We start from the raw sequence: 24,479 nt of genomic DNA on the forward strand, positions 1-24,479 counted from the left end.
CGCCACCACTTAACTTGTTAATTATAATAAGTTTATTTAAAAAATGAAAAATTTCTCTCAATTAAAACCATTTATAAAAAAATCTAAAAAAGGATTTAATGGCTATCCTACTGCCTCTATGGCTTTTTATGGTCCAACAAATCACATGGCAACAAAGTTGGTGGTTGGCATTTCCTATAGTGAAGAGAGCGAGCCGATGTTATTCAAGTGGTTTAATGAAGCATTTGATATCAGATCCCATGCCAGGATTCTCGGAGAAGTCACAAAATTATTTGCCAGCCATAAAATCAAATCGATTACTTTAATGGAAAAAATATTTGGTTGCCCACATGAAGAAGGCATTGATTACCCCGAAGAAACACAATGCCCACAATGTACCTATTGGCAAAATAGAGATAGATTTACTCATTTAAAAATTGATAATCCCGCAAATAAGTCCGTCATACTTGCACATTTAGCTGCTTCAATGCATCAAGGTAATGATTGACAGGTATCTTCAGGAAAAATGAAGGTTGTTGGAAAACATTATTTTTCATGAAATTAAAGCTTAACTCAACACAGGATTGCTCTTTATATTGTTGAAGCATGGCATGGTTATTCAATAGCGAACTATAACTTCTGTAATCGAACTAACTGCCCATTTCAATCGATCAGAATTAAATGGAAACGGTAATAGACGATTTCATTTTTGTTATTTTTACGTATTTTTCCATTATATTTTTTACCTCTCTTTAATTTCCACTGGACATTTATTGGTTTTTTTATAAACTCCGAGAGTTAGGATTATAGGGGTATTGGTTCTTGTTAAGACTGTACCGACACAAGGAGAGTGCTAATAAAATAAATAAAAAGAGAAATATAATGAAAGTAACTTGTTTTGATAACAGACCAGAAATCATCCAAATATGTGCTGACTATTGGGAAATTGATAATAATGGGGAGTTTTTGCATAACACCAGCGCAATCGGAAAGAAATACGGGCTCTCTGCCAATAAAATCACTCAAATAGCAAAAGAGTATAGCTGTGCCTATTCAAGCACACTTTATTGCTCTTCTTGTTCGATACCATATCAATATGTAAATAGAACAGATTATCAATCTACGACTGAAATAAACTGTTGGACTTGCAATGATTGCCTGGCCAATGAAAAAATGCTCCTTAATGAAAAGAAACAAATTGTTTTATCGCACGAATTTACTAAACAACAGGAAAACCATCCCCTCTCAATTGAGCGATTAAACGTAAGATTGTCCATACTATTGTTGTCTCTAATTCGTTATGGTGCTAATGAAGATTTAACGTTTATAAATGAATATTTAACAAATAGAACAGATCGTCTTTCTCCTGATGACGATGATGATATCGATTTTATACGAGAGCTCTACAGGGGTGGATGTATATCAATAGCTCCATTTTCTCACCCCGATACACTCACATTAGCAGAAGATAATAATTTTTCTTTTTACCCCAAATCTGTCAAATGGCTTTTACCTTTATCTGAAGGACAGACTTTTAGAGAGTTTATCATGCTCCTAGAAGCTAAATTAGCATCAACAGATTATCTTGAAGCTAGCTACGATGAAGTTTTAGACTTTTGTAAAGATATTTCACTGAAAGAATGTTTAGCCTATTTAAAATATAAAATGGATGAACATAAGCTTCCTTTTACACCTGGAGACAAAACCAGATTAGTGTTGAGTAAGGCTCTTGAAATGTATTCAGTTGCACAAGTCTATGGTTTTATATGGACTGCTGTAAGTAGTACGGCTGCTTATTATATGAGGACTCAAGGGAGTATTAGTAAAAAGCAAGCGGCTAATGCAGTAGTTGGTAACATAGAAAAAAATTTCGAACGTGCATATACCCAAAATTGGGATGTGAAAGGGTATCGAAGAGATCATAATTTGCCCCAATCAATCATTAGTCGAATATTATTTAATGTACTTTTGCATACTGATGATGGCGGATTTTATTTGCCATTAGGGAAAATTATGAATTTAGAAGATACACTCAGCACCTAAAATTGAAATAGCTTATTTGGAAAGACCTTCACGGTATTCCTCGGCAGTAATGACCGTTTCATACAAACCAACGCTTTCATTTTCGTGTCGGTTAATACCCGTGTATATTAGACTTGCGTCCTCATACCGCTTGAATTTGTAAACAACATCATTCATGAGGGCGCTATTAAATACTCCCAGACTAACTAAAAGCTCAAAATCTTTGACGATTAAGCCGGTTACCTTTTTGAAAGCTCTGGTTCAAGTTGGGTAATAACATCCTTAAGGCTTTTCTCTCTATCATCGGTCAAGAGGTAGGGGTCACCCATTAGAAAGTCTTTTGATTGGCGATTTTTTATATATCTAAATTAATTGTAGAATGCTGTATATCAGCCCATAGAAAACACACTGGCATAACCTAAATATTTAACACAATCGACCACTTCATCGTCGATAATATTTCTATTGTGTTGGAATTAAAATACGCTAATCAAAAGATTTGACCCCGTTTCACTTTCAATCGGTGAAAACTTGTTCATAAATTAGGTCGGTACAATTGTTTTGGTATAAATGCAGAATATCGTCTGTTTTAACTATGCTCCAATATTTTTTCTTCATTAAGGTTGAATCTCTGCTATATTTCCATTATTTTCTCTAATTTTCCATAAACAAGAAAAATTAAGTTCATGAAAGATGAGATTATGCTAATCAAAGAATTAGCATAATATTTGCAAAATTGATGAATGATCCCAAATTCCATGAGGTAGCTGCCAGCTATTTAGTAAAGGCCGTGTATGAGCGAGTTCGTAATCAAAAAGGGGTAGAATAATTATGCATGTAGAAGTAAATAGTCGTCCTGCTGATTACTACAAGGATTTGATTAACGAACTTCGTAAACTTCCATCGGAAACAGAGTGGCTTGAATTTAAACATAATAAAGCTGAGCCAGAAGAAATCGGTGAATACTGTTCAGCCTTGGTTAATTCTGCTTTGCTTTTAGATAAACCATGCGCATATCTTGTCTGGGGTATTGATAATAGTACTCATGATATTGTTGGAACTACTTTTAAACCGAATGGAACAAAAGTTGGTAATGAAGCATTATTAAGCTGGCTTGCAAGGTTGTTATCGCCCAAGATAAATTTTCATTTTGTCAGTATCAACATGGATGGTAAAGCACTGGTTATTCTTGAAATAGAAGCAGAAACCAGCCATCCCGTTCAATTTAAAAATCAAAAATTCATCCGTATTGGTTCATATAAAAAGAAACTTAGCGATCACCCGGAAAAAGAGAAGGCGTTATGGCGGGTATTGGATCGCAAACCTTTTGAGGATGGAGTAGCAGAAGAAAAAGTATCTGATGAAACCGTTTTAATGCTAATTGATTATCCAGCATATTTTAATTTGTTAGGATTACCTTTGCCTGATGGGCGTGCTGCTATATTAGATGCACTAAAAACAGAGAAACTGATTACTCCCTGTGAAGCTGGCGGTTGGAACATCACAACCCTTGGAGCAGTATTATTTGCCAAAAATCTTTCAGATTTCCTTAAACTAAGGCGAAAAGCTTTACGCATTATTCATTATAAAGGTAACAATCGAATAGAAACTCAGAGGGAGCATATTGAACACAAAGGCTATGCTGTTGGTTTTGAAGGACTTATTGAATATATTATGGCTTTAATACCGACCAATGAGGTTATTGGAACTGCACTCAGAAAGACCGTCCCCATGTATCCAGAACTGGCAATACGTGAACTTGTTGCCAATGCTTTAACCCATCAAGATTTCAAAGTTACGGGTGCTGGACCAATGATTGAAATTTTTGATAATAGAATGGAAATAACTAATCCCGGGTTACCCCTTGTTTCAACCGAAAGGTTTTTGGATACACCGCCTAAATCACGTAATGAAGCATTGGCAGCATTAATGCGCCGTTTTGGTATTTGCGAGGAACGGGGAAGTGGAATTGATAAAGTAATCTCTGAAATTGAGTACTACCAATTACCAGCGCCTATTTTTGAAGCCGTTGAAGAGCATACCCGTGTAGTATTATTTGCTCATCGAGATCTGAAAGATATGGATAAGCAAGATAGGATATGGGCTTGTTATTTGCATGCCTGTCTTCGATATGTAGAGCGTGACTACATGACTAATTCCACCTTGAGGGATCGTTTTGGTATCGATCCGAAAAACAGTGCTATGGTCTCTCGAATCATCCGAGATGCATTGGGGGCTGGAAAGATCCGATGTTATGATGACTCGGTTGGAAGTAAAGCTAAAAAATATCTGCCATGGTGGGTTGTATAGAGTAGGTTAATTTGTTTGACTGTTGTTTGATTGGTTGGCAACATTTTTACTATATTTTTTGTAAAAAGCCATGATTTACAATATGTTAGTGAATTTAATTTGTTTGACTGTTGTTTGACTGTTGTTTGACTGCCATGACATTGTTAGCCAAATGAAAAAGGCACCATACCGGCACCATCTTCTGACAATTAGAGATAACCAAAGACAACAGACTGCTTTAAACATTGGACAGATAACCCCTTATTTCTTCTTGTTTTTCGTGGTCTTTGGTTGTCTTTTATGATCATCATCAAAATCCTGTGTAGCGGGTTCGATTCCCGCCGCCTCCACCATAAGTTATTGATTTTAAATGGTTTTATTTTGTATTTTCTTCTCAAAGGGTTCAAGCGGGCTTATTCTATTTAATCCAGAGATGTATTTTTCGTTAAAATGGGTTTGTAGTCATAGCAAGCGTGAGCTTCTTCTAAAAATTCTCTTAATTGTTCTTGATTCTTCATGACAGATAAAAATATATCAATTGCATTTGTAAAATTGTGTAACACCAAGGCAAGTGACTTTTTATCTGCCTGAGCAATATACTGCTCTAATAGGGAGAAACCAGCTTCGATAAACACTTGATAACCTCTACCACAAGCATTATCTCGAATCGGACTATCACAGGAATTTTTTAAGTTCTCAATCGTCTTGACTATAAATGCTTCTAAAGCTTTGACTTCAGTAGGGCGGACAAGCTCCTGATCATTAAAAGCGTTGTCCTTCAAATGAAGAGTTTTAAGTCTTTGCAATTCTATTTGAAACTCTTTAAAACGTTGTGCAATAAATTCATTATTCAAAAAGATGGGGAGCCACATTGGATCTAGAATTTTTTTAGAGGTGAAGTCAAATGATTTATCTTTAGGATGTATTGATGATTGTGAAAAAGAAAACCAAAAAACAGCGGCTAGTGCTTGCGGAAGATGTGATGTTAAAGCACAGATACTATCATGTTCTTGGGTGGTGGTGTTAACTAATCGACCTCCCAAGCGCTCTATTAACTCTTGTGTATGTGCTCCTTGGCAAGTTTGACTGCTAGGAAAAGTAAATATAGTTTTTTTGTCGAAAAATTGAGCCGAGAACCCTTCGTAATCAGAGACAATAGTTACCTTATTGGTTACATTAAGCGCGGACCCTCCAACCATCGGATGGATAGGAAAATAGTTATTTGGCAAATGTTTTCTTATTAAATCAACAGATTGAGATTTTCTGGAACCAACGTCGACAACTTCAGTCTTATCACCCACTTTATCTTGTAGATATTTAGCGATATTTTCAAATGAATCAATAGGAGTGCAGATAAATATGACATCATATTCAGAAAGTGAAGCTGAATCGGGCATATTATCATGTAACTTAGAGAAACAACCAAGTTGGGATGCTAGGCCAGAATCTAATGTAGGATTCTCATCATATCCATCAATTTCAATCTTTTTTTCATCTTTATTTAATGCATTTATAGACTTAGCAATACTTCCACCGATACGGCCGCAACCCCAAATTAATACCTTCATAGTAACCCTTACACTCTTGGATGTGTTAATTGTACATTATGAATCATTTTAAGGCAAATTGGGCGGGTATTAGATGTTCTTTGCATTATTGTTGGAGATTAGAACAAATGGCACCAGTAACTTGCTTACATATAATATTTTCCATTTCAATAACTTAACGATAGAATCATACATTGAGCCTTATGAATAAATAAAAAGGGGTTGTTGTGTTAGAAATAGTAATATATACCGCTAAAGATGGGCATATTGAGTTGGATGTCAATCTAGCCAATGAGACCGTTTGGCTAACCTTAAATCAAATGGCTCAGCTATTTGGGCGTGATAAATCCGTTATTTCACGACACTGAATAACATTTTTAAGACCAGCGAATTAGAGCCAGAATCAACTGTTGCAAAATTTGCAACAGTTCAAAAAGAAGGCGATCGTGAAATTGAACGTGCTATAGAATACTATAATCTAGACGCGATTATCTCTGTTGGCTATAGGGTAAACTCTAAAGAAGGTGTTCAATTCAGAAAGTGGGCTAGTCATGTGTTGAAAGAACACTTGGTGCGTGGCTATACAACCAATGAAAGGCGTTTAAGTCAACAAGGCATCCATGAGTTACAACAGGCTGTTGAGCTATTACAAAAAACTTTAATCAATCATGAGTTGGTTAATGATTTAGGACGAGAAGCCATTCAAATCATCGCATATACCAAAGCGTGGGATTTGCTCTTGGCTTATGATGAGGGTGAACTGTCGTTACCAACAAAAGAGAAACAAACAACGCAGACATTAACCTATCAAGTTGCTTTATCGGCAATTGAATCATTGAAACAAGAACTAAGGGTTAGAAAAGAGGCTACTGCTTTATTTGGCAAAGAGCGTGATGGTGGGTTGGATAGCATTTTAAATAATATTGAGCAAACCTTTGGCGGCGAGGCTTTATATCTTAGTCTAAGTAAAGGAAAAATTTGTCATAGCATAACGACAATGCCATCAATATCAATCGGTCAAACTCATCACGGTTTTCAAATTAAAGATCAAAATCAGGCACAGCTAAACTTATTGCTTGGGTGAATGAACTCATTAAATTATATTGTTAAGTATATTGATGAAACTAAGGGTACGATTGAAGGACCTTTAAACGACAAAGGCTTCCGAAGAAGCCTAAAAATGGCGTCAACATGGATTGTCGTCTCCGTTTGTTGGGCCAGCTGCACTGGGCGGACCTTTGTGCAGTCTTGAATGCCTGATTGCCGAGCAGGTAACACTTATATTATATTCATTTTTAGGGAAAATTACAAATAGGGTGTTAATCGGGATAAATTTAATCCATGTAATATACACGTATAAATTTCTTTCAAAAGAAACAGTATTTCTTTAAGCAGTCAGTTCCAAAAGCTCTTTTCCTCATTCCAAAATATGGGAATTGAACCGGTTCCAATTTTGGGACGACACCTCCACCAACGTATTGATTTAAAATAAATTTTCATTAAATATTTTCCTGACAAATAAAATTTGCTCCTAAAGTCAGGATCATTCCCATAAAACTATTTTACCGTTGTATCTAATTATTGATAGAATAGTTCTTGTAGTGTGAAATGACTTTTTATCTTCTCGTTCCCTCCCGGATAAAATATTCTGATGGTCATTTCAGCCGAGGGATACCTTAATAACGATTAATAAAAGGTATCCATATGTCCCAAACTATCCTTGAAAATGATAAAAGTTATCCATCCAATAAAGAATTACTTGATGAGTTTCATTCTCATGGCGTGATTACCCTCGAAGATTATATAAGTGAGACAAGGGTTGATGAAATATTAGAGGAAATACAAACTGTTACTGACAAAGCCCAACAAGACCTGATTAATGATTGGAACAATCAGAAGATTTGTTTTTATTCAGTCCAAAAGCATCATAAAAAATCTCCTGATGAAGACTTTGCAAATAAGCCCTATTTTCTGGAGTCTAAAGATAAATCACATATTTTCTATGAAAAAATTGCCAATACCTATCAGATAAATCGTATCGGTCACGCCTTACATAAAGAAACCAATTATCCTGGCTTAGGTTCTTTAATTAATGACAAAATGATTCAGTTTTTAAAAGCTTTAAACTATCTTAGGCCCGTTTGCCATTTAAGTGTTTATATTCCAAAATATGGTTTTGGCCTCGGAAGCAAAGTAAAACCTCACCAGGAAAATACCTTTGCCTATTCAGAACCCACCAGTGCTCTTGTCCTATGGATTGCGCTTGAAGATGCCACCATCGAAAATGCATGTCTATGGGGGATACCGGGTAGCAACCATTGGCCTTTGAAATATATCTCAAAGCTAGATTCACATCGAAAACAAAGAACTTTCTATCAAATCAATGACGTTGAAATTCCAAACTTTGAAACGGAAATAGAGCGATATAAACCGCTGGAAGTGAAAAAAGGAAGCGCTCTCATTATGCATGGTAACTTTGTGCATGCAAGCCCCGCCAACTTTTCATCTAAAAGCCGACAAAGTATCTCGTTGCAATTTTTGGAAACAGCCAATACACACTATCCAAACTTTAACTGGATATGGCCAGGGCGTACTGATTACCTTTACGACCTGACCAATGATATCAATCAGGAGTTTGAATATGTCAATTTATAATCATCCAAGCTACTTTCAAACATATCTTGAACATGCCAGTGAAAAAAAGGTATTGGCCGACATGCTTCCCTCCCGAATCCTGCGATTATCTCAATTCAACAACTTGTTGGATGTTGGTTGTCATACTGGAGATCTTTTAGATAAGATATTATCTCAAGAAACAATAACAACGCCCTTAGAGCGAATCGTTGGTATCGATCCTGCCAATACTCGAGATGAGTTTTTAGAAAAAATTAGTCATTTGAGTCGTTCAACACGTTTTATACAGATGTCATTAGAAAACTACTTTAAACATCATCAACAAAAATTTGATGTTATTCTGGCGTCTCAATGTTTATATTGGTCTGAAGATTTAGCAAATGATTTGATATCCATTAATAAACATGGCCGTGCCACTTGTATTGTCATAAGAAGCGACACTGGGATTTATCAAATTCAACATGGATTAAAGCGTTATTTAGGTAACAAACAAGAGAAACTGTATTACAGTCGACATATTGAAACAACACTGAATAGAAACAATATCCTCTTTCAAAAAGATGTGATTGAGAGCCCAATTTATATGCCCCAAAAAGGAAGCCAGGAATGGTTATCCATGTTGTCTTTTTTCCTTCAGAATGACCATAGCAATTTTTCAAATGAAGCACTAAATGAAATTAATAACTTTTTGGATAAATTGATAATGCCCAACAATATCATTAAGCATGAAGTAGTATTTTATTGGTTAGGAGAATTTATATGCTAGAAAAAAACAAAGAAATTGTGATGAATTTTTTCGAATTAACATTCAATCAACATCAACCCAGAGAAGCTGCAATTCGATACTTACATGAATCCTATATTCAACACAACCCAAATGCACCTGATGGACGTGAGGCATTTTACACATTATTTGAGAAATACTTTCAAGACTATCCCTTAAGCCATGTAGAAATTAGGCGCATTATTGCTGATGAAAATATGGTCGTACTTCATGTGTTGGCAAAAAAATATCCAGATGATTGTGGGGAGATTGTGGCAGAGTTTTTCCGTATAGAGGATCAAAAAATTATAGAGCATTGGGATGTTATCTCTGCGCTCCCTGAACATTCCATGAATTCAAATGGTGTGATATAAAAAATAGATATCCCCTTGCTGTAGGAGCCCAAACAACGAAATGGTAATATCAGGTAAAGACATTGAAATGAAAAGGCACCATAGCGACTTTAACAGGATATACAACAGTCAATGACTAGTCCTCGCCGTTGACTGGCCAATTGAAAAATAGTCCCAAGTAATTTTCTTGATTGGGTTTTGATTCTAAAGCCTATTTAACCTTTTGGACTCAAACAAAAACCTTTAAATACAATAGGTTGAGGAATTGTTATTTCTTGACTTGCATTTTGTTCCGATGCAAATTAGATTCTAACTTCTTTGAATCTTCATGTTCAAAAGCTGAAGCCATGCGGTCAATCTCCCTTTTTGTCAAACCAAATTGGGTAGCAACAGTTCGCCATTTCCTTACAGCTAGCCCAACCTCTTTTATAATTTCAAGTGCTCTTACTTTCTTTATCCGAAACTCATCAATGACAGAAAGCGCCAAATCAATAGAAGCCGTTGGATCATCATAATCTATCGACGTTGATAACATCCGTGCTTTAATTTCAACCGGTGTAGGATTGATATCATAGGCTGGTGACAATCGCCAACCTTTATGACGTTCATATAAAAAACCATGATTTCTTAAATGATCATCTGTGTTTGAAATCAGTACGGTGAAAATGATACGCCGCCACAGTTCTTCTAAATCACTGTTTGGACTTGCGCCGTGTTGAGTAATGGCATAAGCGATTTCAAGATAGCTGTGCGGGTCATTATCCTTTGCACCTAACATACTCATTGCAGATAAGAATGGAACACGCTGACCTGCGTGACGGTCAAAACGGCGCAGAATCAGAACCGGTTTGTCCATGATTGTTTCCAGACGCCAATCGGTTGTTTTAATTCCCGCTTTTTCTGCAAGAGTCAGCGTAACCGCTTCCCAGACAACCACGTTACATTCATCATCTTTTTTTGGAAATTTAGCAATTGCAAGATGACCATCTTTATCTCTAACTGATGCTTTCGGCCGCGCTCCACCAAGAGATGACCCAGGGGCTAATAATATTTTCAGATCTTCAGCTGTTTCCTCGTCATTAAGATAATGTTCAGTTGCAGAAAGTAATCGAGGCAGATCGATTAAAGGTGGTATGCTTTCTTTATCTTTGGGGGTTAAGTAGGGTCCGCCATCTTTTAGCGAGAAACGTAAAGCGCCCTGACGAGCTTCATCATTAACACCTAACAGATAATCGACTTCTGACAGTGTTCTTGCTGACTCTCCAATCGATTTTGCACGCACACTTTCTGCTCGGCGCATCAAAACACGACCCCAGCGATCAGGAGTCGAATCACCAATAGCACCGAATAATATCTGGTCTGGTGTGGTATGAAATGCGCCAGAGGTTAATTGAAGAGCAGGATCAAGAGCAAATTTTTCTGAATGTTTCAGCCAGTCAGGATCATATTCAAAAGATGCACTTTGCCTGGCGCCACGCTGATGAAACCATAGCTTGCCAACCTTGTGCGTTTTTTCGCCAAGATCAATCGAAACATAAATTTCTTGGCTACTCATGTGCTCCCCCTTTATTGCCTTGTGGCGTTCTGATTCTTTTAGGGAGGCTTTCTTCTTCAAGTTCGCGCCCGACAATATCGTGAGAGGCATCAGCAACACACGCCAAATGATCAGACATGCCTAAAACAAAAAGAGCAGATGCATACGAACCCATGGATACACTTGGATCGCCTTTTTCAATTTTGGATAAAGTGAGGCGAGAAAAACCACAACGTTCAGACATTAGCTCCATAGCTATACGACGACGCCGGCGCGCATCACTAATATTCTTGCCCAATATTCTTAAAACTTTCTGTACTGGAATGGGTAAATGTGTTTTTTTGCTCATGCTATAACCTTTAATATATTTTATATTTTACATTATGTTGTTTAACGAAAATAATAAGATACATTAATAAAAAAAGCAAACAATAGAAATTTTAATGCATACTATAATTATCATTAAAGTCTTTAAAGCAAATAATAATATACATTAAACAATTTATTACAAGATGCCTTGCATAAAATAGTGTTGCCTTTGGTTGTCAACTAATTCAAATAATTAGTTGCCTTTATAATAAGTAAATTGCATAAATTGAGAAACTGTTTAAGGTTAATAGACTTAAATGTGAGATCACGGCTTATAATTTTAAGTGATGGAGAAGGAGCATCAAAAAAGTCCCATTGACGCCCTAGAATTAGTAATTAAAAAATTAAGAACATATAAATCAATAAGTTAAGATAAATTATCGCGGGTTCGATTTCCACCTCCCCATAATATATTTAAACGATGTAGCCTTGATGCAGCGATAGCGTAATCAAGGTTTTCATTAAATAACTGAATTTCATTTCATATTCCTTTCTTCCAAAATACAAATCATGCAAATAACAATAAATAAAAAACACATCACCTACGAAATAGCATCAAAGCTTATCCAAGCAGCCATTGACCATGCAAACAAAATTAACCTATCAATATCCGCAGCAGTTACCGATCCCAGCGTCAATTTAATTGCCTTCACAAGAATGGATAATGCTGTTTAATCGGCATAGGCATGGCTCAGGGAAAAGCATACACGGCCACAAAAAGCGGATTAACACCCGTGAATTCCCACATTAATGACTTCTAAAAAAATCAGGATGATTCTCTAGGAGGATTCATTTCATACTATAAAAGTGCGAAGTTCGAATTAATCCAATATTTTCCTCATAAAATGACAATCTCGATCATCAACCCATTTTGATATCGTACCCACACATTGAAATCCTAATTTTTCATAAAAAGGACGCGCCTGAAAATCAAAGGTATCCAACTGAATATAATGACATCCTTTCATTTTACTAAACTGTTCAAGTTTCCAAATTAATTTTTTACCTAATCCCTGGCTGCGGAAATGTTCATGAACCCAAAATAAATCAACACGAACATATTTCCCTCTATAAAAACCTGTTAAACCTGCTATCACGTCTGAGTTACTGTCTTTTATGTATATAATAAAGGGTTGTGAAGGATTGGAGCCGAAGTAAGGCGTATTAAAGTCAACGATTCCCTGCTTTATGATCTTATAGATAGCTGAGTTCTCTGTTTCATCGACAATTATATTTTCATCTGGAATATAATTCATGGCTCTTTCACCTGTTTAATTTTACAGAAATAGGGGGTTGTGGAGTTAAGTTTTATCATCAATCGATGAATAAGTAATTATCAGCAGCCCCTAATGAGACAGAATAATCATATTTTCATACAGAGAAATATATTCTATCGCCAAGTATTAGAAAACGACCGTTTTATGAGACTTTTAAATTAATCAAGATTTGAATTCGAAGTACGTGATAAATCCTTCTTTGTTTCAAGGTTAAAATTTATTAAATTGTCATATCCTAATCAAATAATCTAAAACCCATTAAATTTAAAAGTTTTTAATAAAATATGAAAAAAATGATTGGTTACCACACATCTCTTGGACTACATAGACTAAGTTTAAGTTTCTTTAGTAGATGAAAATCAGTGTAGACTTCATTCTACAATTATGGCTTGGGATTGTATTTATTTAATTGAGATATTTTATCCTTCTCTTCTTTAGGGGTTTTGGTGTTAATACAATGATTACTTAAATTTGAAAGATTGATATGTTCTCTATTTAAATCGAAATAAGTATCACAATTAAGATAGTAAGTCTCGTAATTGTTATTCTTATATACAAAGATAATTTTATCGTCAGAGAGTTTCATCTTGGGTTCTAAAATCGTTAAAATTTCTTGTTGGATAGATATTATTTGTGTTTTGATTGTTTCAGAAATCTGTTTGTGAACAGATGAAAGGCATTCAATATATTGCTTGATGCAAAAGGTTAGATGAAATTTATCATCAGGGGACGGTAGGATATTCTTTTTAATTTTTTTATTTTTTCTTAAAATCTCCGTGTCTACGATTGGATTTGTATAATGTTCCGAATTTGCCTGAGTTGTCTGATATTCTCCTCTCCATTCCCCTCCTAAAGTCAAAAGCGACATAGGATTATCATTATGCTGTGCATGATTTCTTAAAAGGTCGATTAAGCGAAAACTAAAGAAGTTGTCATACTTTGAAGAACATAAGTCATCAAATAACTTCTTATCTTTACATAATTTATTTACTAAACTAGGACTTTTATCTCTATATGCCTTAAAGGTAGAGAAAAGATTTAATAATCTAACATTGATCTCTGTAATATATTTATTGAATAGTGCTCTATCAAAAGTAATGTTTGCCATATCCTTAATAGATATTTTAGCGATTGTAAATTCATATTCAATATAATTGAATATGAGAAATTCAAAGTTCCTTTCGAAAGCTAAAGCATTCTGTAAATATTCTTTTGCATTTTTTAAAACATTAAGCTCATCATTACTAATTTCAATTCTATTGTCCCATGAAAAGGTAGCACTTATTTGTGGCATGTTTGAATCCGGTATTTATTTATATTAGAAAATTATAGGATAGGTTTTCATAAACTTTTTAAGGTAAATATTTTGGCGTGGGATTATATTTATGGTGAGGATAATTGTTCTATAGAAATTCTCAACTTAAAAAGCCCAAGGTTTGAAATGGATAAGATTTATTTATTGCTGCTTCTTAAACTTGGAAATTTTTTTGTCTATACTGAACTGGAGCACTAAATTGATTATTCTCTAACGCTTAGCAAGCCTCAAGTTATTAATCTCTAAAACAACCTTTTAATCAATCGATTCTAATCTTATGATCTGCGTTTCAAAGCATATGTAAATTCGTATATAAATTTTTCTGTTAATTGCATAAAATCTCCGTCATGAGTAACAAAAACTTAATAAATTAAGATTTAACAGTTTATTTATGGAGTAATTATGTATAAAAAAATCATTGCACTGCTCACAATATATTTAATGCATCATTCTGTAGCTTTCTCTCAGATGACTAAAATTGAAATTGACAATATATATAAAAAAAATATCGCTTATATCAAGAAAAACTTAGGTGATTATTGCTCAGATCAGGGCAGTAATCTATTTTTCAAACTTAACTATGCTCATGATCAACTCTTTCTAAAAGATCGCGCTTTGGAGGCAGTTTTAAAGAACATAGAAGTATTAGAAGCCATTGATCTATATCAAAGACCAGGGGGATGTAATTTCAGTATCGTAGCTGTTTACATGGTGCCTAAACTATATATGCAATACTATTTTGATGAACACACTCTTTCTGTTAACAAGAAAAGTATCATAACTAAAATATCATTAACTGAGGAAGAACGTACCGACCTAAAAAATAGTTATAAGTTTGCACATGACACTATGAGGACCTTATGTAAACAAATATCTTGTGCATATAATGAACCAGCAGCTTTAATTGGTTATTTTGAGGCAATGAATGCTGAAATTCAGCGTACGACTCCTGATTACATGGATTTATTAAATATGGCTCGCACTGTCAGACATATAATAATTAATTCTTATTTAACTAATAAAATTCCAGATGAAAGGTATTTCACAGCAATATCTAAGATCAATCAAAACATGCGGATAATGTTTTTAATTCCCAAAAAATACCTTTATGATTTAAAAGAAAGACCTTTATTCAGAGATAAGTACCTTTCAAAAATGGTCGAATATATGATGAATGTTGATGATCATTACTCCAAGAACTACATATATCTTTCCTCTTATTTTTCATATATATATTATGAATCAGATGATGATGAATTGTTGGAAATAATCTCTGATACACAAAGGATCTATGAGGCTTTCACCCATTCCTCTGTTAAAAGTAGATTTGATCATATTGAACCATGGATTACAGATTTACCTCTTGAATTTTCACGAGAAGCTAAAAATATAATCAAGAAACTTCAAACAAGTAGAAATGGAATTCCGATTTAATAAATAAGGGGTGTGGTAAATGAGGTTTGAAGTCCTGTGCAGTGCTTTATAATCGGTAGCGACTACACTCTACTGTGCCCCTACACCATACAAATAGGCACTACCGAACATGTATGGGCACAATTTCATGTTTTGGAAGCCCCAAAAGATGGTCGATTGTTCATTTTCTAACTCAACTAATGAAGTTTTAGAGGCCATCAATTTTTTTTGCGCTCCCAAAACGTTATATCCAGTTATCATGATCTCAGCTTCAAACATGTCTAACTTTTTATAAGTTGGTGATTAGCAAATTCTATGTCAATTTAAAGTATACCCTAATCTGATGTCAGGTTCCCTCATAATTTATTGTCAGAATAGATTCATATTTTGCATTAATTGACACACGGATTAATAGGTCTTAGAATCTAACTTGACAAAAAATTGAGAATATCATGCCAGGACAAAAAATTGGGTACATCAGAGTCAGCACCTTAGATCAAAGTTTTGAGCGTCAGTTAGAGGGAATGGAGCTTGACCAGGTATTTACCGATAAAGCTTCAGGTAAAGATACTAAACGCGAGCAACTCGAAGCGATGCTTAAATTTGCAAGAAAGGGCGATTCTATACATGTTCACAGTATGGATAGGCTGGCACGTAACTTAGATGATCTAAGAAAAATTGTTAAAGATCTCAACGGAAGGGGTATCGCTATTCAATTTGTTAAGGAGCAACTAACATTCACTGGTGAAGATTCGCCAATGGCCAATCTGATGTTATCCGTCATGGGGGCATTTGCGGAGTTTGAACGTTCATTAATTAAAGAGCGCCAAAGAGAAGGGATTTCATTAGCAAAAAAGCGAGGGGTATACAAAGGAAGAAAACGTTCTTTATCCTCAGATGAGATTAATATATTAAAGAGAAGGGTGGTGCAGGGTGATACGAAAACAAAAATCGCCCAAGATTTTGGTATTAGCCGTGAAACACTGTATCAATATTTAAAATTAGAAGAAACGGTTTAGAGCTTAAGTTATATTAAGTTTTACCAAACAAAGATGATTAAATTACGAATAGACGTTTTTTGTTAGCCATTGACCATGCATATAAAATTAACCTATCAATATCCGCAGTAGTTACCGATCCCAGCGTCAATTTAATTGCCTTCGCAAGAATGGATAATGCTGTTTAATCGGCATAGGCCTGGCTCAGGGAAAAGCATACACGGCCGCAAAAAGCGGATTAAACACCCGTGAATTCCCACATTAATGACTTCTAAAAAAAATCAGTATGATTCTATAGGAAGATTAATTTCATACTATAAAAGTGCGAAGTTTGAATTAATCCAATATTTTCCTCATAAAATGGCAATCTCGATCATCAACCCATTTTGATATCGTACCCACACATTCAAATCCTAATTTTTCATAAAAAGGACGCGCCTGAAAATCAAAGGTATCTAACTGAATATAAAGACACCCTTTCATTTTACTAAACTGTTCAAGTTTCCAAATTAATTTTTTTTATCAAGTCCGTTTTGTCAATAAAACATCGCATAAAACCAGATTAATTTACATGACGGAAGTTTTGCTGGCACGACATATGATTCATCATCCTGAATTAGACAGCGTATCGCATTGCAAAAATCTTCCAGGTGTTTGTTACAGGATGTGGAGTCAATCTCTAACTCTCACAAAAGAACAATATCACTTTGTGTTCTCTACAGTAACGCTGCAATTTTTAAATGCTAAGCGTATTCCCTCTTTACTAACGGAGTTGCAAGAGGCAACAGCAAAGAATGGTTGTCATTTTTTGGTTTTTCCTGTTCAATCAGAACTCTATTCATTACCTAATTCATTTACCTTTTTACCAAAACACGAGGAGCTTTATCATTTTTACCAGAATCGTGGTTGGTCTGTATTGAAGTATAAAGAGTCGGTAGGCCAATACCCGGTTTATTTGGTGTGCTGCTCGCTCAAAAAATTATTTGATTGAATCAATCCTGGTTTTTTGTTTATTGATTGATTCTCAGCAAAGCAAATAACTCGTTTTTATTGTGTAATACATCTGCCAAAGTGTAGCGTTCCAAAACACTGATAAAGGCGCTTTGTGCCTCATGTAAAATACTTTTGAGTTTGCATACCGGAGCAATGCAGCAATTTGCTTTTTCTTTATTAAAACAAGGAACCAAATCAAAGTGTGGCTCAAGTTTAATGATCAACTCACCCAAATTAATGGTTTCGGGAGAAGCTGCCATTAGAATTCCGCCATTCTTGCCGCGTATGGTCTTAATCAGCCCAAGTTTTGCTAAATTATGGATGATTTTGATCATGTGGTTGATGGAGATGGAGTAAGCTTCTGTAATGTCTTTAATAGTGCATGAGTTTTTTCTTAGCGCAATATAAATTAAAGCGCGTAACGTGTAATCGGTAAATTGAGTCAGTTGCATAAAAATTCCTGTTAAATTTATTGACACCTATTATTTCTTTTTATAAGATGCATTTCAAATACATCTTATAGGAGTATACCATGTCTGAGTCGCTATTTGACCGATTAGGCGGACAAAATGCTGTCAATGTTGCAGTAGATATCTTCTACCGCAAAATGTTACTGGATGAAAGAGTAAACTATTTTTTCGATGATATTGATATGGAGCATCAAATTCTCAAACAAAAAGGATTTTTAACCATGGTTTTTGGTGGACCCAATCACTACACCGGAAAGGGCATGCAAGAAGGGCATCGTCATTTATTGGAACGCGGATTAAACGATTCACATGTGGATATTGTGCTTGAACATTTGGGGGCAACGTTAAAAGAGCTGGGTGCTCATGATGAAGACATTCAAAAAGTTGCTGTCATTGCCAATAGTGTTCGCGATGAGGTTTTGGGGCGTGCCTCATGAATACAGTAGAATTCAACCATCAGTCGTACACTTTGGCGCCTGACGAAAACCTTTTACAGTGTTTCTTGCGCCATGGAGTTGATTATCCTAACTCCTGTCAGGCAGGAATTTGCCAAACGTGCTTGATTAAAGCCAAAGAGGGTGAAGTGAACCCGGTATGGCAAGAAGGATTACCCGAAGTGCTTAAAGCTCAAGGTTATTTTCTTGCTTGTCTTGCAAAACCAGCCGCACCGCTTTATGTGACCTCACCTGATGCAGCAGAATGTGAGGTGTATGCTCAAATCATAAGCCTGGAACGACTCAATCATAATGTGATACAAGTCAAACTACAGGTTGAGCAGCTTGACCTTTGGATCCCTGGACAATACCTCTCCCTTATTAATTCTGAGGGAACCATGCGCAATTATTCAATTGCTAATATTCCTGCCCAGGATGGATATATTGAGTTGCATATTAAAGTTTATTCCCATGGAGCTATGGGGCAATGGCTTTCGCAAAAAGCAACAAAAGACATGTCAGTTACGCTTAGAGGACCTTTTGGTCAGTGTTATTACTACAACCCGGATAATCTTTCATTTAATTTATTATTAGCAGGAACAGGAACAGGTTTGGCCCCGCTCATTGGAATTATCAAAAGTGCATTAAGCCAAAAACATGAAGGAAACATCACCTTGGTACATGGAGGTTTGGTTGATGAGGACATTTATTACAAAGAAGAGCTTGAAACATTGTCTTTGTTATTTCCTAACTTTTATTATGATCCCTGTGTACTTCAAAGTCAGAGAGGATGCTATCCCGAAGCTTCAATTGAAAAAAGGGTATTGACCCACTTGAATGATCCGAATCAAACTCAAGCGTATGTGTGCGGCCCTAAAGAGACGACCAACAAGTTAAAAACACGACTTTTTCTTGCAGGAGTCCCTTCAGCAAAAATTTACAGTGATGTTTTTCTGTAATACGACATCTGAGATTATGGTATTGGCAATTATTTGCTGATTGCTCTTTTGTCTTCATCGTACTTTGTTATCTGTTACTTTAATTGAGCTCGTTTATTGTTTTTAGGCCTCATTTGCAGATTGAGGCTCTATGCGTTTAATTTGTGCTAATTTTGGGAAAAAAGGTTTTAATTTTATAATAAAATCGTAGGCCATAAACAAGGCGCCTAGCGCAAAAACAACATCTCCTGGCAAGCGTAACCACTGCCACAACAACGTTGTATTATAAAACTCAAGACTTCGTGCATGGGCAAATCCATGCTCATAAACATCCATCAATTGTGCCCATCCGATAGGAAAGAAATTCAACACAATCCACAGGACCAGGCCTATGTTATAGAACCAAAATACCCAAGTGCCTAAACGGTCACTCCAGGGAAATCGATTACCCGCAGCATAACGTAAATAAAAATAAATCAATCCCAAACCAAGCAGACCAAACGCACCAAACAAAGCATTTTAAAATATTTGAAACAGGATCGATTTGGTTATTAGGCGTTCCATTGCTTGCATCGCATTGACTCATTAAATTTCTTCCCTTGGTGCTTTTATTATTTTTGCATGAGGGTGTGATTTTATTTTTATAACAAAATAATTCGTTATACCCAACCCAAATGACTCAAATTGCTCTATCTATTGACAATAGAACAAAACAAGTTATTGTTTTATAATAAGATATAATATCATCAATAAGAAATAGTATAAATTTTATGGTATTCATTTTGAGATGAATTATGTGTACCTGGAACCTCATCGAGTACTCGTGAATTTCTTTATTTTAAAAGAGATACAAACCTTGTGGCTATAAGTTGTATTTTAAATGCAACTTTTGTATTATGAATGTAGTTTGGTGCAGAGATTTATAAGGAGACAAAACCATGCATCTTGATCCACTTATTTTGTCACGCCTGCAATTTGCATGGGTTATTGGCCTTCATATTCTGTTGCCCGCGTTCACTGTAGGACTTGCTTCTTTTATTGCTTTACTTGAAGGCGTTCATTTTATAACAAAACGCGAAATTTATTTTCGTATTTCAACCTTTTGGACGAAAATTTTTGCTATTTCTTTTGGAATGGGGATTGTTTCGGGTATTGTCATGCCTTTTCAGTTTGGTACCAATTGGAGTCGTTATGCAGATTCCACGGCCAATGTTCTCTCACCACTTTTCGCGTATGAAGGGCTTACCGCATTTTTTCTTGAAGCAGCGTTTCTAGGAGTGCTCTTATTCGGTCGTAAATTGGTTCCTCGTTGGGCTCATTTTGGGGCTGCATTGATGGTCGCATCCGGTACACTCATCTCCTCATTTTGGATTCTGGCAGCGAACAGTTGGATGCAGACTCCAGCAGGCTATAAGATTGTGGATGGGCGTTTCTTTCCGGCAGATTGGTGGAGTATTATTTTTAATCCCTCATTTCCCTACCGTATTTTGCATAATGTCACGGGCTTTTACATCACTACCGCTTTGGTCGTTATTTCTGTGGCTGCTTATTTTATTCTTAGAAATAAATTTGTATCCGAAAGTCGCGTGATGCTTTCAATGACATTCTGGCTTTTAACGCTTCTTGTACCGCTGCAAATCGTCTTAGGCGATCTACACGGGTTAAACACATTGAAATATCAACCGGCAAAGCTTGCAGCAATCGAAGCGCATTGGGAACCAGAAAAACGGGCTCCGCTTATTTTGTTTGCTCTTCCTGATGAAAAGAACGAAATGAATCGTGCGGTGATTGAAATTCCATTGTTGGGGAGCCTTATTCTGACGCATGAACTCAATGGAGAGGTCCCAGGACTAAAACAATGGCCGGCTAACGAGCGCCCTCCAGTCGCAATACCATTCTTTTCATTTCGTATTATGGTGGGTCTAGGCATTATAATGCTTGTCTTGATTGCCATCAGTTTATGGTTACGAATACGTCGTCGTTTGTATGATACTCCTTGGTTTTTACGTACCTGCCAGTTTGCGGCTCCTCTTGGCTTTCTTGCAGTACTTGCAGGTTGGGCAACCACGGAGGTAGGTCGCCAACCATGGACCGTTTATGGGTTGCTGCGCACCTCTGATTCGGTTACTCCTTCACTGACAGGTAGTGATGTTCTTCTTTCTCTGCTTGGTTACATAGTTGTTTACCTTATTATATTTCCTGTCGGTGCTTTTTTAATGGCACGAATTGTTCGCAAAGGATTTGCCGAACCAGAAGACATTGAATTACCTATAGAAGGTGGTCAACATGCAAGCCCTATTACTTTCACGGAGCACCTATGATGATAATTGATTTTGTTCCTTTATGGACTATTCTTCTTGCTGCTGCAGTGTTTTTCTATGTTTTGCTTGATGGTTTTGATTTAGGCGTGGGCATGCTTTATGGCCTGGCTCCAGACACAAAAACCCGTAATTTAATTATGAATTCTATTGCACCTATTTGGGATGGCAATGAAACATGGTTGGTATTTGGTGGTCTTGGCTTACTTGCCGCTTTTCCACTGGCCTTCGCCATTATTATTCCCGCTGTTTATTTTCCCATTTTAGTCATGTTGTTGGCCTTGGCTTTTCGTGGTGTTGCCTTTGAATTTCGTTTCAGAGACGCAGCTCATGTGACCTTTTGGGATCATGCGTTTTGTTACGGCTCAATGATTGCAACGTTTGCTCAGGGAGTTGTGCTGGGAGCATTTATTCAGGGTTTTAAAGTCGATGGGCGTCATTTTGTGGGCAGTTCTTTTGATTGCTTCACCTGGTTCTCTGTATTTACCGGTGTTGCACTCGTCTTTGGTTATGGTTTGTTGGGTGCAGGGTGGTTGATTCTTAAAACTGAAGGTGATTTGCAACAAACTGCACGTCGGCAAGGACGCTGGTGTTTTCTGGGCGTACTTGTAGCAATTGTTATTGTAACTCTTTGGACGCCACTGATGGATGAGGACATCGTACATCGCTGGTTTTCCTGGCCCAATATGGCTTATTTGTCACCTATACCGGTTATCACCATTCTCCTGGCCGTCTTTGAATGGCGGATGTTAAACAATAACTCTGAAATTGGCTCTTTTATTGGTGGGGTTGGATTATTTTTTATTTCCTACATTGGGATTGGTATTAGCTTGTACCCCATGATTATTCCGCATCAATATACTTTATGGCAAGCAGCATCTCCTCCGGAAACCCAAACGTTCTTAATTGTGGGAACAATGTTTTTATTGCCTGTAATTCTTATGTATACCGCTTGGTCCTATTGGGTATTTCGTGGAAAAGTTCGGGCTGATGTTGGCTATCATTAATGGAGGTTTTTGCAGATATTTTAAAGCATTAACATTTAGGCTTTTAATCCAAAAAATTTCAGAAAATATCAGGTGCCCCATCGTCTTGAGATTTAAATGCAGGTGTTTGTGATGAGCGAATTGACTAAAAAGCATATTGAGAAACTGGTAAAACATTTTTATCTCAGGGTACAAAAAGATGAATTACTCGGTCCCATATTTAACGACATGGCACAAGTTAATTGGGATCAACACATCAAACTGCTTTCTCAATTTTGGAGCAGTATTATGTTAAAAACCCATGAATACCATGGCAATGCGTATGAAAAACATGTGCTCATTGGGCAAAAAACTCCTATTTATGAGGCACATTTTAGTCGTTGGCTCGATTTATTTAAGCAAGAAGCAGTAAAATACCTTCCCTCTGATGCCGCCAATGAAATGATACAAAAAGCTTCATTAATCGGAAAATCATTACAGTTTGGCATGGTAGGGAAATCATGAAAAGTTGCGGGTGTGATTCTCAAAAGAACGTAATAAGATAATGCTTGTTGTTTGCGGATTAAATCATAAAACGGCACCAATTAATGTACGTGAAAAAGTTGCCTCATCTTCGGCTATCCAAGATTTTTTGCTCCATAGCCTATTGAGTCTTCCTGATATTAATGAAGCGGCAATTTTATCTACCTGTAACCGCACAGAAATCTACTGCGATACCCATAATCCGCAAGTCCTTGCTCCCTGGCTTGCACAAACAAATCAATTGCCCCTTGAATCCTTAGCCCCTTTTTTATACCTGCATCAACATGACCAGGGAATAAAACATACCCTCCGCGTTGCGAGTGGCTTGGATTCCATGATGATTGGTGAACCTCAAATTTTGGGGCAAATGAAACAGGCTTATCAACAGGCATGTAACTTTGGCGCAATTAAAACCAAATTACGTCCTATTTTTGAAACTATTTTTAGTGCTTCAAAACGTGTGCGCACTCAAAGTGGGATAGGTATAAACCCTGTTTCCATTGCCTATGCCGCAGTTCAATTAATCGGTAGGCTTTTTAAAGACTACAAATCGCTCAATGTCCTTTTGATTGGCTCGGGTGAGACAGCCTCCTTAGTTACAAAATATTTACATCAACAAGGTGTTAATCGTTTTCTAATCGCCAGTAGAACAATAGAACATGCCCAAAAACTTGCCAACGATTTTAATGGAAAAGCCATTGCACTTCATGATCTATCACATTTTCTACCACAAGCAGATGTAATTGTTTCTGCCACAAACTGCCCCATCCCTTTTATTAATAAAAGGCTGGTAGAAGATGCTTTGTTACAAAGAAATGATTCACCCATGTTCTTTTTAGATTTAGCCGTTCCTCGTGATATTGAGCCTCAGATTAACGAATTAGCACCAGTTTATCTCTATAATATTGATGATTTGCAAGTCATAATCGAAAAAGGAATGGATGAACGACACCAAGCGGCATTACATGCGGAGCAATTGATAGAAGATGAATTAAATCTATATATTCAGAAGCAGCGAGCTCTTAAAGCCAAAAATCTGATTTGTGATTATCGTAACCAAATGCACTATTTAGCACAAAAAGAGTTGGTTCAGGCGTTGAAAAAACTTTCTTTGGGGCTATGTCAACAGAGTGTTTTAAATGAATTGAGTGAGCGTTTGGTGAATCAACTCATGAATATCCCTACTGCAATGAGCATAAGACATAGTCTCAAAGAAGACCACGAAGAGGTAATGAGCTTAGCACATTATCTTTTCAGTAAAATATAGAGTGGTTTACTTAACAACTTGGTACTCAGTCTATACTAAATTTAAACCTAACTATCAG

At 36.3% G+C, this 24,479-nt stretch carries 25 protein-coding genes and 1 pseudogene; 17 read left to right on the forward strand and 9 right to left on the reverse strand.

Translation table 11 applies throughout. The features are described from left to right. The first annotated feature begins 43 nt into the window (after window positions 1-43). The 3 genes from B094_RS16150 (at window position 44) to B094_RS0111460 (ending at window position 4,311) form a co-directional block, all read left to right on the forward strand. Window positions 44-487 carry a hypothetical protein gene (locus B094_RS16150; RefSeq protein ID WP_018577952.1) on the forward strand — a complete coding sequence of 148 codons (444 nt, stop codon included), beginning with the start codon at window positions 44-46 and terminating at the stop codon, window positions 485-487. A gap of 374 nt (window positions 488-861) precedes the next feature. Beyond that, window positions 862-2,022 carry a hypothetical protein gene (locus B094_RS0111455; RefSeq protein ID WP_018577953.1) on the forward strand — a complete coding sequence of 387 codons (1,161 nt, stop codon included), beginning with the start codon at window positions 862-864 and terminating at the stop codon, window positions 2,020-2,022. Between the two features lie 810 nt (window positions 2,023-2,832). Further along, complete coding sequence (locus tag B094_RS0111460; protein WP_018577954.1) at window positions 2,833-4,311, forward strand: ATP-binding protein; 1,479 nt, start codon at window positions 2,833-2,835, stop codon at window positions 4,309-4,311. Between the two features lie 401 nt (window positions 4,312-4,712). Here B094_RS0111460 and B094_RS0111465 read toward each other — a convergent pair whose 3' ends face one another. Continuing rightward, window positions 4,713-5,858 (reverse strand): prephenate dehydrogenase, encoded by a 1,146-nt coding sequence (locus tag B094_RS0111465; protein WP_018577955.1) that lies wholly within the window; start codon window positions 5,856-5,858, stop codon window positions 4,713-4,715. A gap of 442 nt (window positions 5,859-6,300) precedes the next feature. Here B094_RS0111465 and rhuM point away from each other — a divergent pair, with 442 nt between their 5' ends. From rhuM to B094_RS16160, 4 genes are all read left to right on the forward strand, one after another. Beyond that, complete coding sequence (gene rhuM / locus B094_RS17035) at window positions 6,301-6,921, forward strand: RhuM family protein (RefSeq protein WP_237762270.1); 621 nt, start codon at window positions 6,301-6,303, stop codon at window positions 6,919-6,921. Between the two features lie 620 nt (window positions 6,922-7,541). Beyond that, complete coding sequence (locus B094_RS0111475) at window positions 7,542-8,492, forward strand: phytanoyl-CoA dioxygenase family protein (protein WP_018577958.1); 951 nt, start codon at window positions 7,542-7,544, stop codon at window positions 8,490-8,492. Continuing rightward, window positions 8,479-9,237: a class I SAM-dependent methyltransferase gene (locus tag B094_RS0111480; RefSeq protein ID WP_018577959.1), complete on the forward strand. Its 759-nt coding sequence runs from the start codon at window positions 8,479-8,481 to the stop codon at window positions 9,235-9,237. The genes B094_RS0111475 and B094_RS0111480 overlap by 14 nt, the downstream gene beginning before the upstream one ends. Continuing rightward, entirely contained in the window at window positions 9,231-9,608 is a 378-nt protein-coding gene (locus B094_RS16160) for a nuclear transport factor 2 family protein (protein WP_018577960.1), read from the forward strand. Before B094_RS0111480 ends, B094_RS16160 begins: the two co-directional genes overlap by 7 nt. A gap of 247 nt (window positions 9,609-9,855) precedes the next feature. On the opposite strand, the gene B094_RS0111490 is transcribed toward B094_RS16160, so the two are convergent. Both B094_RS0111490 and B094_RS0111495 read right to left on the reverse strand, forming a co-directional pair. Next, complete coding sequence (locus tag B094_RS0111490) at window positions 9,856-11,202, reverse strand: type II toxin-antitoxin system HipA family toxin (protein ID WP_237762266.1); 1,347 nt, start codon at window positions 11,200-11,202, stop codon at window positions 9,856-9,858. Further along, on the reverse strand, window positions 11,135-11,470 hold the full coding sequence (locus B094_RS0111495) for a helix-turn-helix domain-containing protein (RefSeq protein ID WP_018577962.1): 336 nt from the start codon (window positions 11,468-11,470) through the stop codon (window positions 11,135-11,137). Before B094_RS0111495 ends, B094_RS0111490 begins: the two co-directional genes overlap by 68 nt. 530 nt (window positions 11,471-12,000) lie before the next feature. Between B094_RS0111495 and B094_RS17715 the strand changes: the two genes are divergently transcribed. After that, on the forward strand, window positions 12,001-12,165 hold the full coding sequence (locus tag B094_RS17715) for a heme-binding protein (protein ID WP_081621094.1): 165 nt from the start codon (window positions 12,001-12,003) through the stop codon (window positions 12,163-12,165). Between the two features lie 146 nt (window positions 12,166-12,311). Here the strand turns inward: B094_RS17715 and B094_RS0111500 are convergent, their stop codons facing one another. Together B094_RS0111500 and B094_RS0111505 are read right to left on the reverse strand one after the other, a co-directional pair. Then, window positions 12,312-12,746 (reverse strand): GNAT family N-acetyltransferase, encoded by a 435-nt coding sequence (locus B094_RS0111500; RefSeq protein ID WP_018577963.1) that lies wholly within the window; start codon window positions 12,744-12,746, stop codon window positions 12,312-12,314. Between the two features lie 403 nt (window positions 12,747-13,149). After that, complete coding sequence (locus B094_RS0111505) at window positions 13,150-14,061, reverse strand: peptidoglycan binding domain-containing protein (RefSeq protein WP_018577964.1); 912 nt, start codon at window positions 14,059-14,061, stop codon at window positions 13,150-13,152. 423 nt (window positions 14,062-14,484) lie between these two features. Between B094_RS0111505 and B094_RS0111515 the strand changes: the two genes are divergently transcribed. Next, window positions 14,485-15,516: a hypothetical protein gene (locus tag B094_RS0111515; RefSeq protein WP_018577966.1), complete on the forward strand. Its 1,032-nt coding sequence runs from the start codon at window positions 14,485-14,487 to the stop codon at window positions 15,514-15,516. Between the two features lie 69 nt (window positions 15,517-15,585). Here the strand turns inward: B094_RS0111515 and B094_RS0111520 are convergent, their stop codons facing one another. Continuing rightward, window positions 15,586-15,756 carry a hypothetical protein gene (locus B094_RS0111520; protein WP_156412810.1) on the reverse strand — a complete coding sequence of 57 codons (171 nt, stop codon included), beginning with the start codon at window positions 15,754-15,756 and terminating at the stop codon, window positions 15,586-15,588. 191 nt (window positions 15,757-15,947) lie between these two features. Between B094_RS0111520 and B094_RS0111525 the strand changes: the two genes are divergently transcribed. Continuing rightward, window positions 15,948-16,514 (forward strand): recombinase family protein, encoded by a 567-nt coding sequence (locus B094_RS0111525; RefSeq protein ID WP_018577968.1) that lies wholly within the window; start codon window positions 15,948-15,950, stop codon window positions 16,512-16,514. Window positions 16,515-16,829: 315 nt separating this feature from the next. Here B094_RS0111525 and B094_RS17675 read toward each other — a convergent pair whose 3' ends face one another. Then, window positions 16,830-17,003: a GNAT family N-acetyltransferase gene (locus B094_RS17675; protein ID WP_337589150.1), complete on the reverse strand. Its 174-nt coding sequence runs from the start codon at window positions 17,001-17,003 to the stop codon at window positions 16,830-16,832. A 61-nt stretch (window positions 17,004-17,064) separates the two neighbouring features. On the opposite strand from B094_RS17675, the gene B094_RS16170 reads away from it, so the two are divergent. Then, the gene (locus B094_RS16170) at window positions 17,065-17,484 is read left to right on the forward strand and encodes a class I SAM-dependent methyltransferase (RefSeq protein WP_237762265.1); all 420 of its coding nucleotides are present in this window, start codon (window positions 17,065-17,067) and stop codon (window positions 17,482-17,484) included. A gap of 19 nt (window positions 17,485-17,503) precedes the next feature. On the opposite strand, the gene B094_RS0111540 is transcribed toward B094_RS16170, so the two are convergent. Then, entirely contained in the window at window positions 17,504-17,938 is a 435-nt protein-coding gene (locus B094_RS0111540; RefSeq protein ID WP_018577970.1) for an Rrf2 family transcriptional regulator, read from the reverse strand. Between the two features lie 80 nt (window positions 17,939-18,018). Here B094_RS0111540 and B094_RS0111545 point away from each other — a divergent pair, with 80 nt between their 5' ends. Both B094_RS0111545 and B094_RS0111550 read left to right on the forward strand, forming a co-directional pair. Further along, window positions 18,019-18,393: a group I truncated hemoglobin gene (locus B094_RS0111545; RefSeq protein WP_018577971.1), complete on the forward strand. Its 375-nt coding sequence runs from the start codon at window positions 18,019-18,021 to the stop codon at window positions 18,391-18,393. Beyond that, window positions 18,390-19,349, forward strand: coding sequence for an FAD-binding oxidoreductase (locus tag B094_RS0111550; RefSeq protein ID WP_018577972.1), 960 nt, complete (start codon window positions 18,390-18,392; stop codon window positions 19,347-19,349). Before B094_RS0111545 ends, B094_RS0111550 begins: the two co-directional genes overlap by 4 nt. 102 nt (window positions 19,350-19,451) lie before the next feature. On the opposite strand, the pseudogene B094_RS0111555 reads toward B094_RS0111550, so the two are convergent. Beyond that, a pseudogene (locus B094_RS0111555) lies at window positions 19,452-19,844 on the reverse strand (nitric-oxide reductase large subunit); the annotation flags it as partial. A 422-nt stretch (window positions 19,845-20,266) separates the two neighbouring features. Here B094_RS0111555 and B094_RS16175 point away from each other — a divergent pair. From B094_RS16175 to hemA, 4 genes are all read left to right on the forward strand, one after another. Next, entirely contained in the window at window positions 20,267-21,649 is a 1,383-nt protein-coding gene (locus tag B094_RS16175; protein ID WP_018577974.1) for a cytochrome ubiquinol oxidase subunit I, read from the forward strand. Next, window positions 21,646-22,653 (forward strand): cytochrome d ubiquinol oxidase subunit II, encoded by a 1,008-nt coding sequence (cydB, locus tag B094_RS0111565; protein ID WP_018577975.1) that lies wholly within the window; start codon window positions 21,646-21,648, stop codon window positions 22,651-22,653. Before B094_RS16175 ends, cydB begins: the two co-directional genes overlap by 4 nt. Before the next feature lie 111 nt (window positions 22,654-22,764). Beyond that, window positions 22,765-23,136, forward strand: coding sequence for a group III truncated hemoglobin (locus B094_RS0111570; protein ID WP_026254001.1), 372 nt, complete (start codon window positions 22,765-22,767; stop codon window positions 23,134-23,136). 37 nt (window positions 23,137-23,173) lie between these two features. Next, window positions 23,174-24,421, forward strand: a complete 1,248-nt coding sequence (gene hemA, locus B094_RS0111575; RefSeq protein WP_026254002.1) for a glutamyl-tRNA reductase — start codon at window positions 23,174-23,176, stop codon at window positions 24,419-24,421. Window positions 24,422-24,479 lie beyond the last annotated feature (58 nt).

The sequence above is a fragment of the Legionella shakespearei DSM 23087 genome, assembly GCF_000373765.1.
GTDB lineage: Bacteria > Pseudomonadota > Gammaproteobacteria > Legionellales > Legionellaceae > Legionella > Legionella shakespearei.

Excerpts from the sequence above, each read along its gene's own strand:
- B094_RS0111570 (WP_026254001.1), top strand. The coding sequence starts at position 22,765 with ATGAGCGAATTGACTAAAAAGCATATTGAGAAACTGGTAAAACATTTT.
- B094_RS0111500 (WP_018577963.1), bottom strand. The coding sequence starts at position 12,746 with ATGAATTATATTCCAGATGAAAATATAATTGTCGATGAAACAGAGAAC.
- B094_RS0111515 (WP_018577966.1), top strand. The coding sequence starts at position 14,485 with ATGTATAAAAAAATCATTGCACTGCTCACAATATATTTAATGCATCAT.
- B094_RS0111525 (WP_018577968.1), top strand. The coding sequence starts at position 15,948 with ATGCCAGGACAAAAAATTGGGTACATCAGAGTCAGCACCTTAGATCAA.
- B094_RS0111465 (WP_018577955.1), bottom strand. The coding sequence starts at position 5,858 with ATGAAGGTATTAATTTGGGGTTGCGGCCGTATCGGTGGAAGTATTGCT.
- B094_RS16150 (WP_018577952.1), top strand. The coding sequence starts at position 44 with ATGAAAAATTTCTCTCAATTAAAACCATTTATAAAAAAATCTAAAAAA.
- B094_RS0111460 (WP_018577954.1), top strand. The coding sequence starts at position 2,833 with ATGCATGTAGAAGTAAATAGTCGTCCTGCTGATTACTACAAGGATTTG.
- B094_RS0111545 (WP_018577971.1), top strand. The coding sequence starts at position 18,019 with ATGTCTGAGTCGCTATTTGACCGATTAGGCGGACAAAATGCTGTCAAT.
- B094_RS16170 (WP_237762265.1), top strand. The coding sequence starts at position 17,065 with ATGACGGAAGTTTTGCTGGCACGACATATGATTCATCATCCTGAATTA.
- B094_RS17715 (WP_081621094.1), top strand. The coding sequence starts at position 12,001 with ATGCAAATAACAATAAATAAAAAACACATCACCTACGAAATAGCATCA.
- B094_RS0111505 (WP_018577964.1), bottom strand. The coding sequence starts at position 14,061 with ATGCCACAAATAAGTGCTACCTTTTCATGGGACAATAGAATTGAAATT.
- B094_RS16160 (WP_018577960.1), top strand. The coding sequence starts at position 9,231 with ATGCTAGAAAAAAACAAAGAAATTGTGATGAATTTTTTCGAATTAACA.
- B094_RS0111475 (WP_018577958.1), top strand. The coding sequence starts at position 7,542 with ATGTCCCAAACTATCCTTGAAAATGATAAAAGTTATCCATCCAATAAA.
- cydB (WP_018577975.1), top strand. The coding sequence starts at position 21,646 with ATGATGATAATTGATTTTGTTCCTTTATGGACTATTCTTCTTGCTGCT.
- B094_RS0111550 (WP_018577972.1), top strand. The coding sequence starts at position 18,390 with ATGAATACAGTAGAATTCAACCATCAGTCGTACACTTTGGCGCCTGAC.
- B094_RS0111540 (WP_018577970.1), bottom strand. The coding sequence starts at position 17,938 with ATGCAACTGACTCAATTTACCGATTACACGTTACGCGCTTTAATTTAT.
- B094_RS0111520 (WP_156412810.1), bottom strand. The coding sequence starts at position 15,756 with ATGATAACTGGATATAACGTTTTGGGAGCGCAAAAAAAATTGATGGCC.
- B094_RS0111455 (WP_018577953.1), top strand. The coding sequence starts at position 862 with ATGAAAGTAACTTGTTTTGATAACAGACCAGAAATCATCCAAATATGT.
- B094_RS0111480 (WP_018577959.1), top strand. The coding sequence starts at position 8,479 with ATGTCAATTTATAATCATCCAAGCTACTTTCAAACATATCTTGAACAT.
- B094_RS0111495 (WP_018577962.1), bottom strand. The coding sequence starts at position 11,470 with ATGAGCAAAAAAACACATTTACCCATTCCAGTACAGAAAGTTTTAAGA.
- B094_RS16175 (WP_018577974.1), top strand. The coding sequence starts at position 20,267 with ATGCATCTTGATCCACTTATTTTGTCACGCCTGCAATTTGCATGGGTT.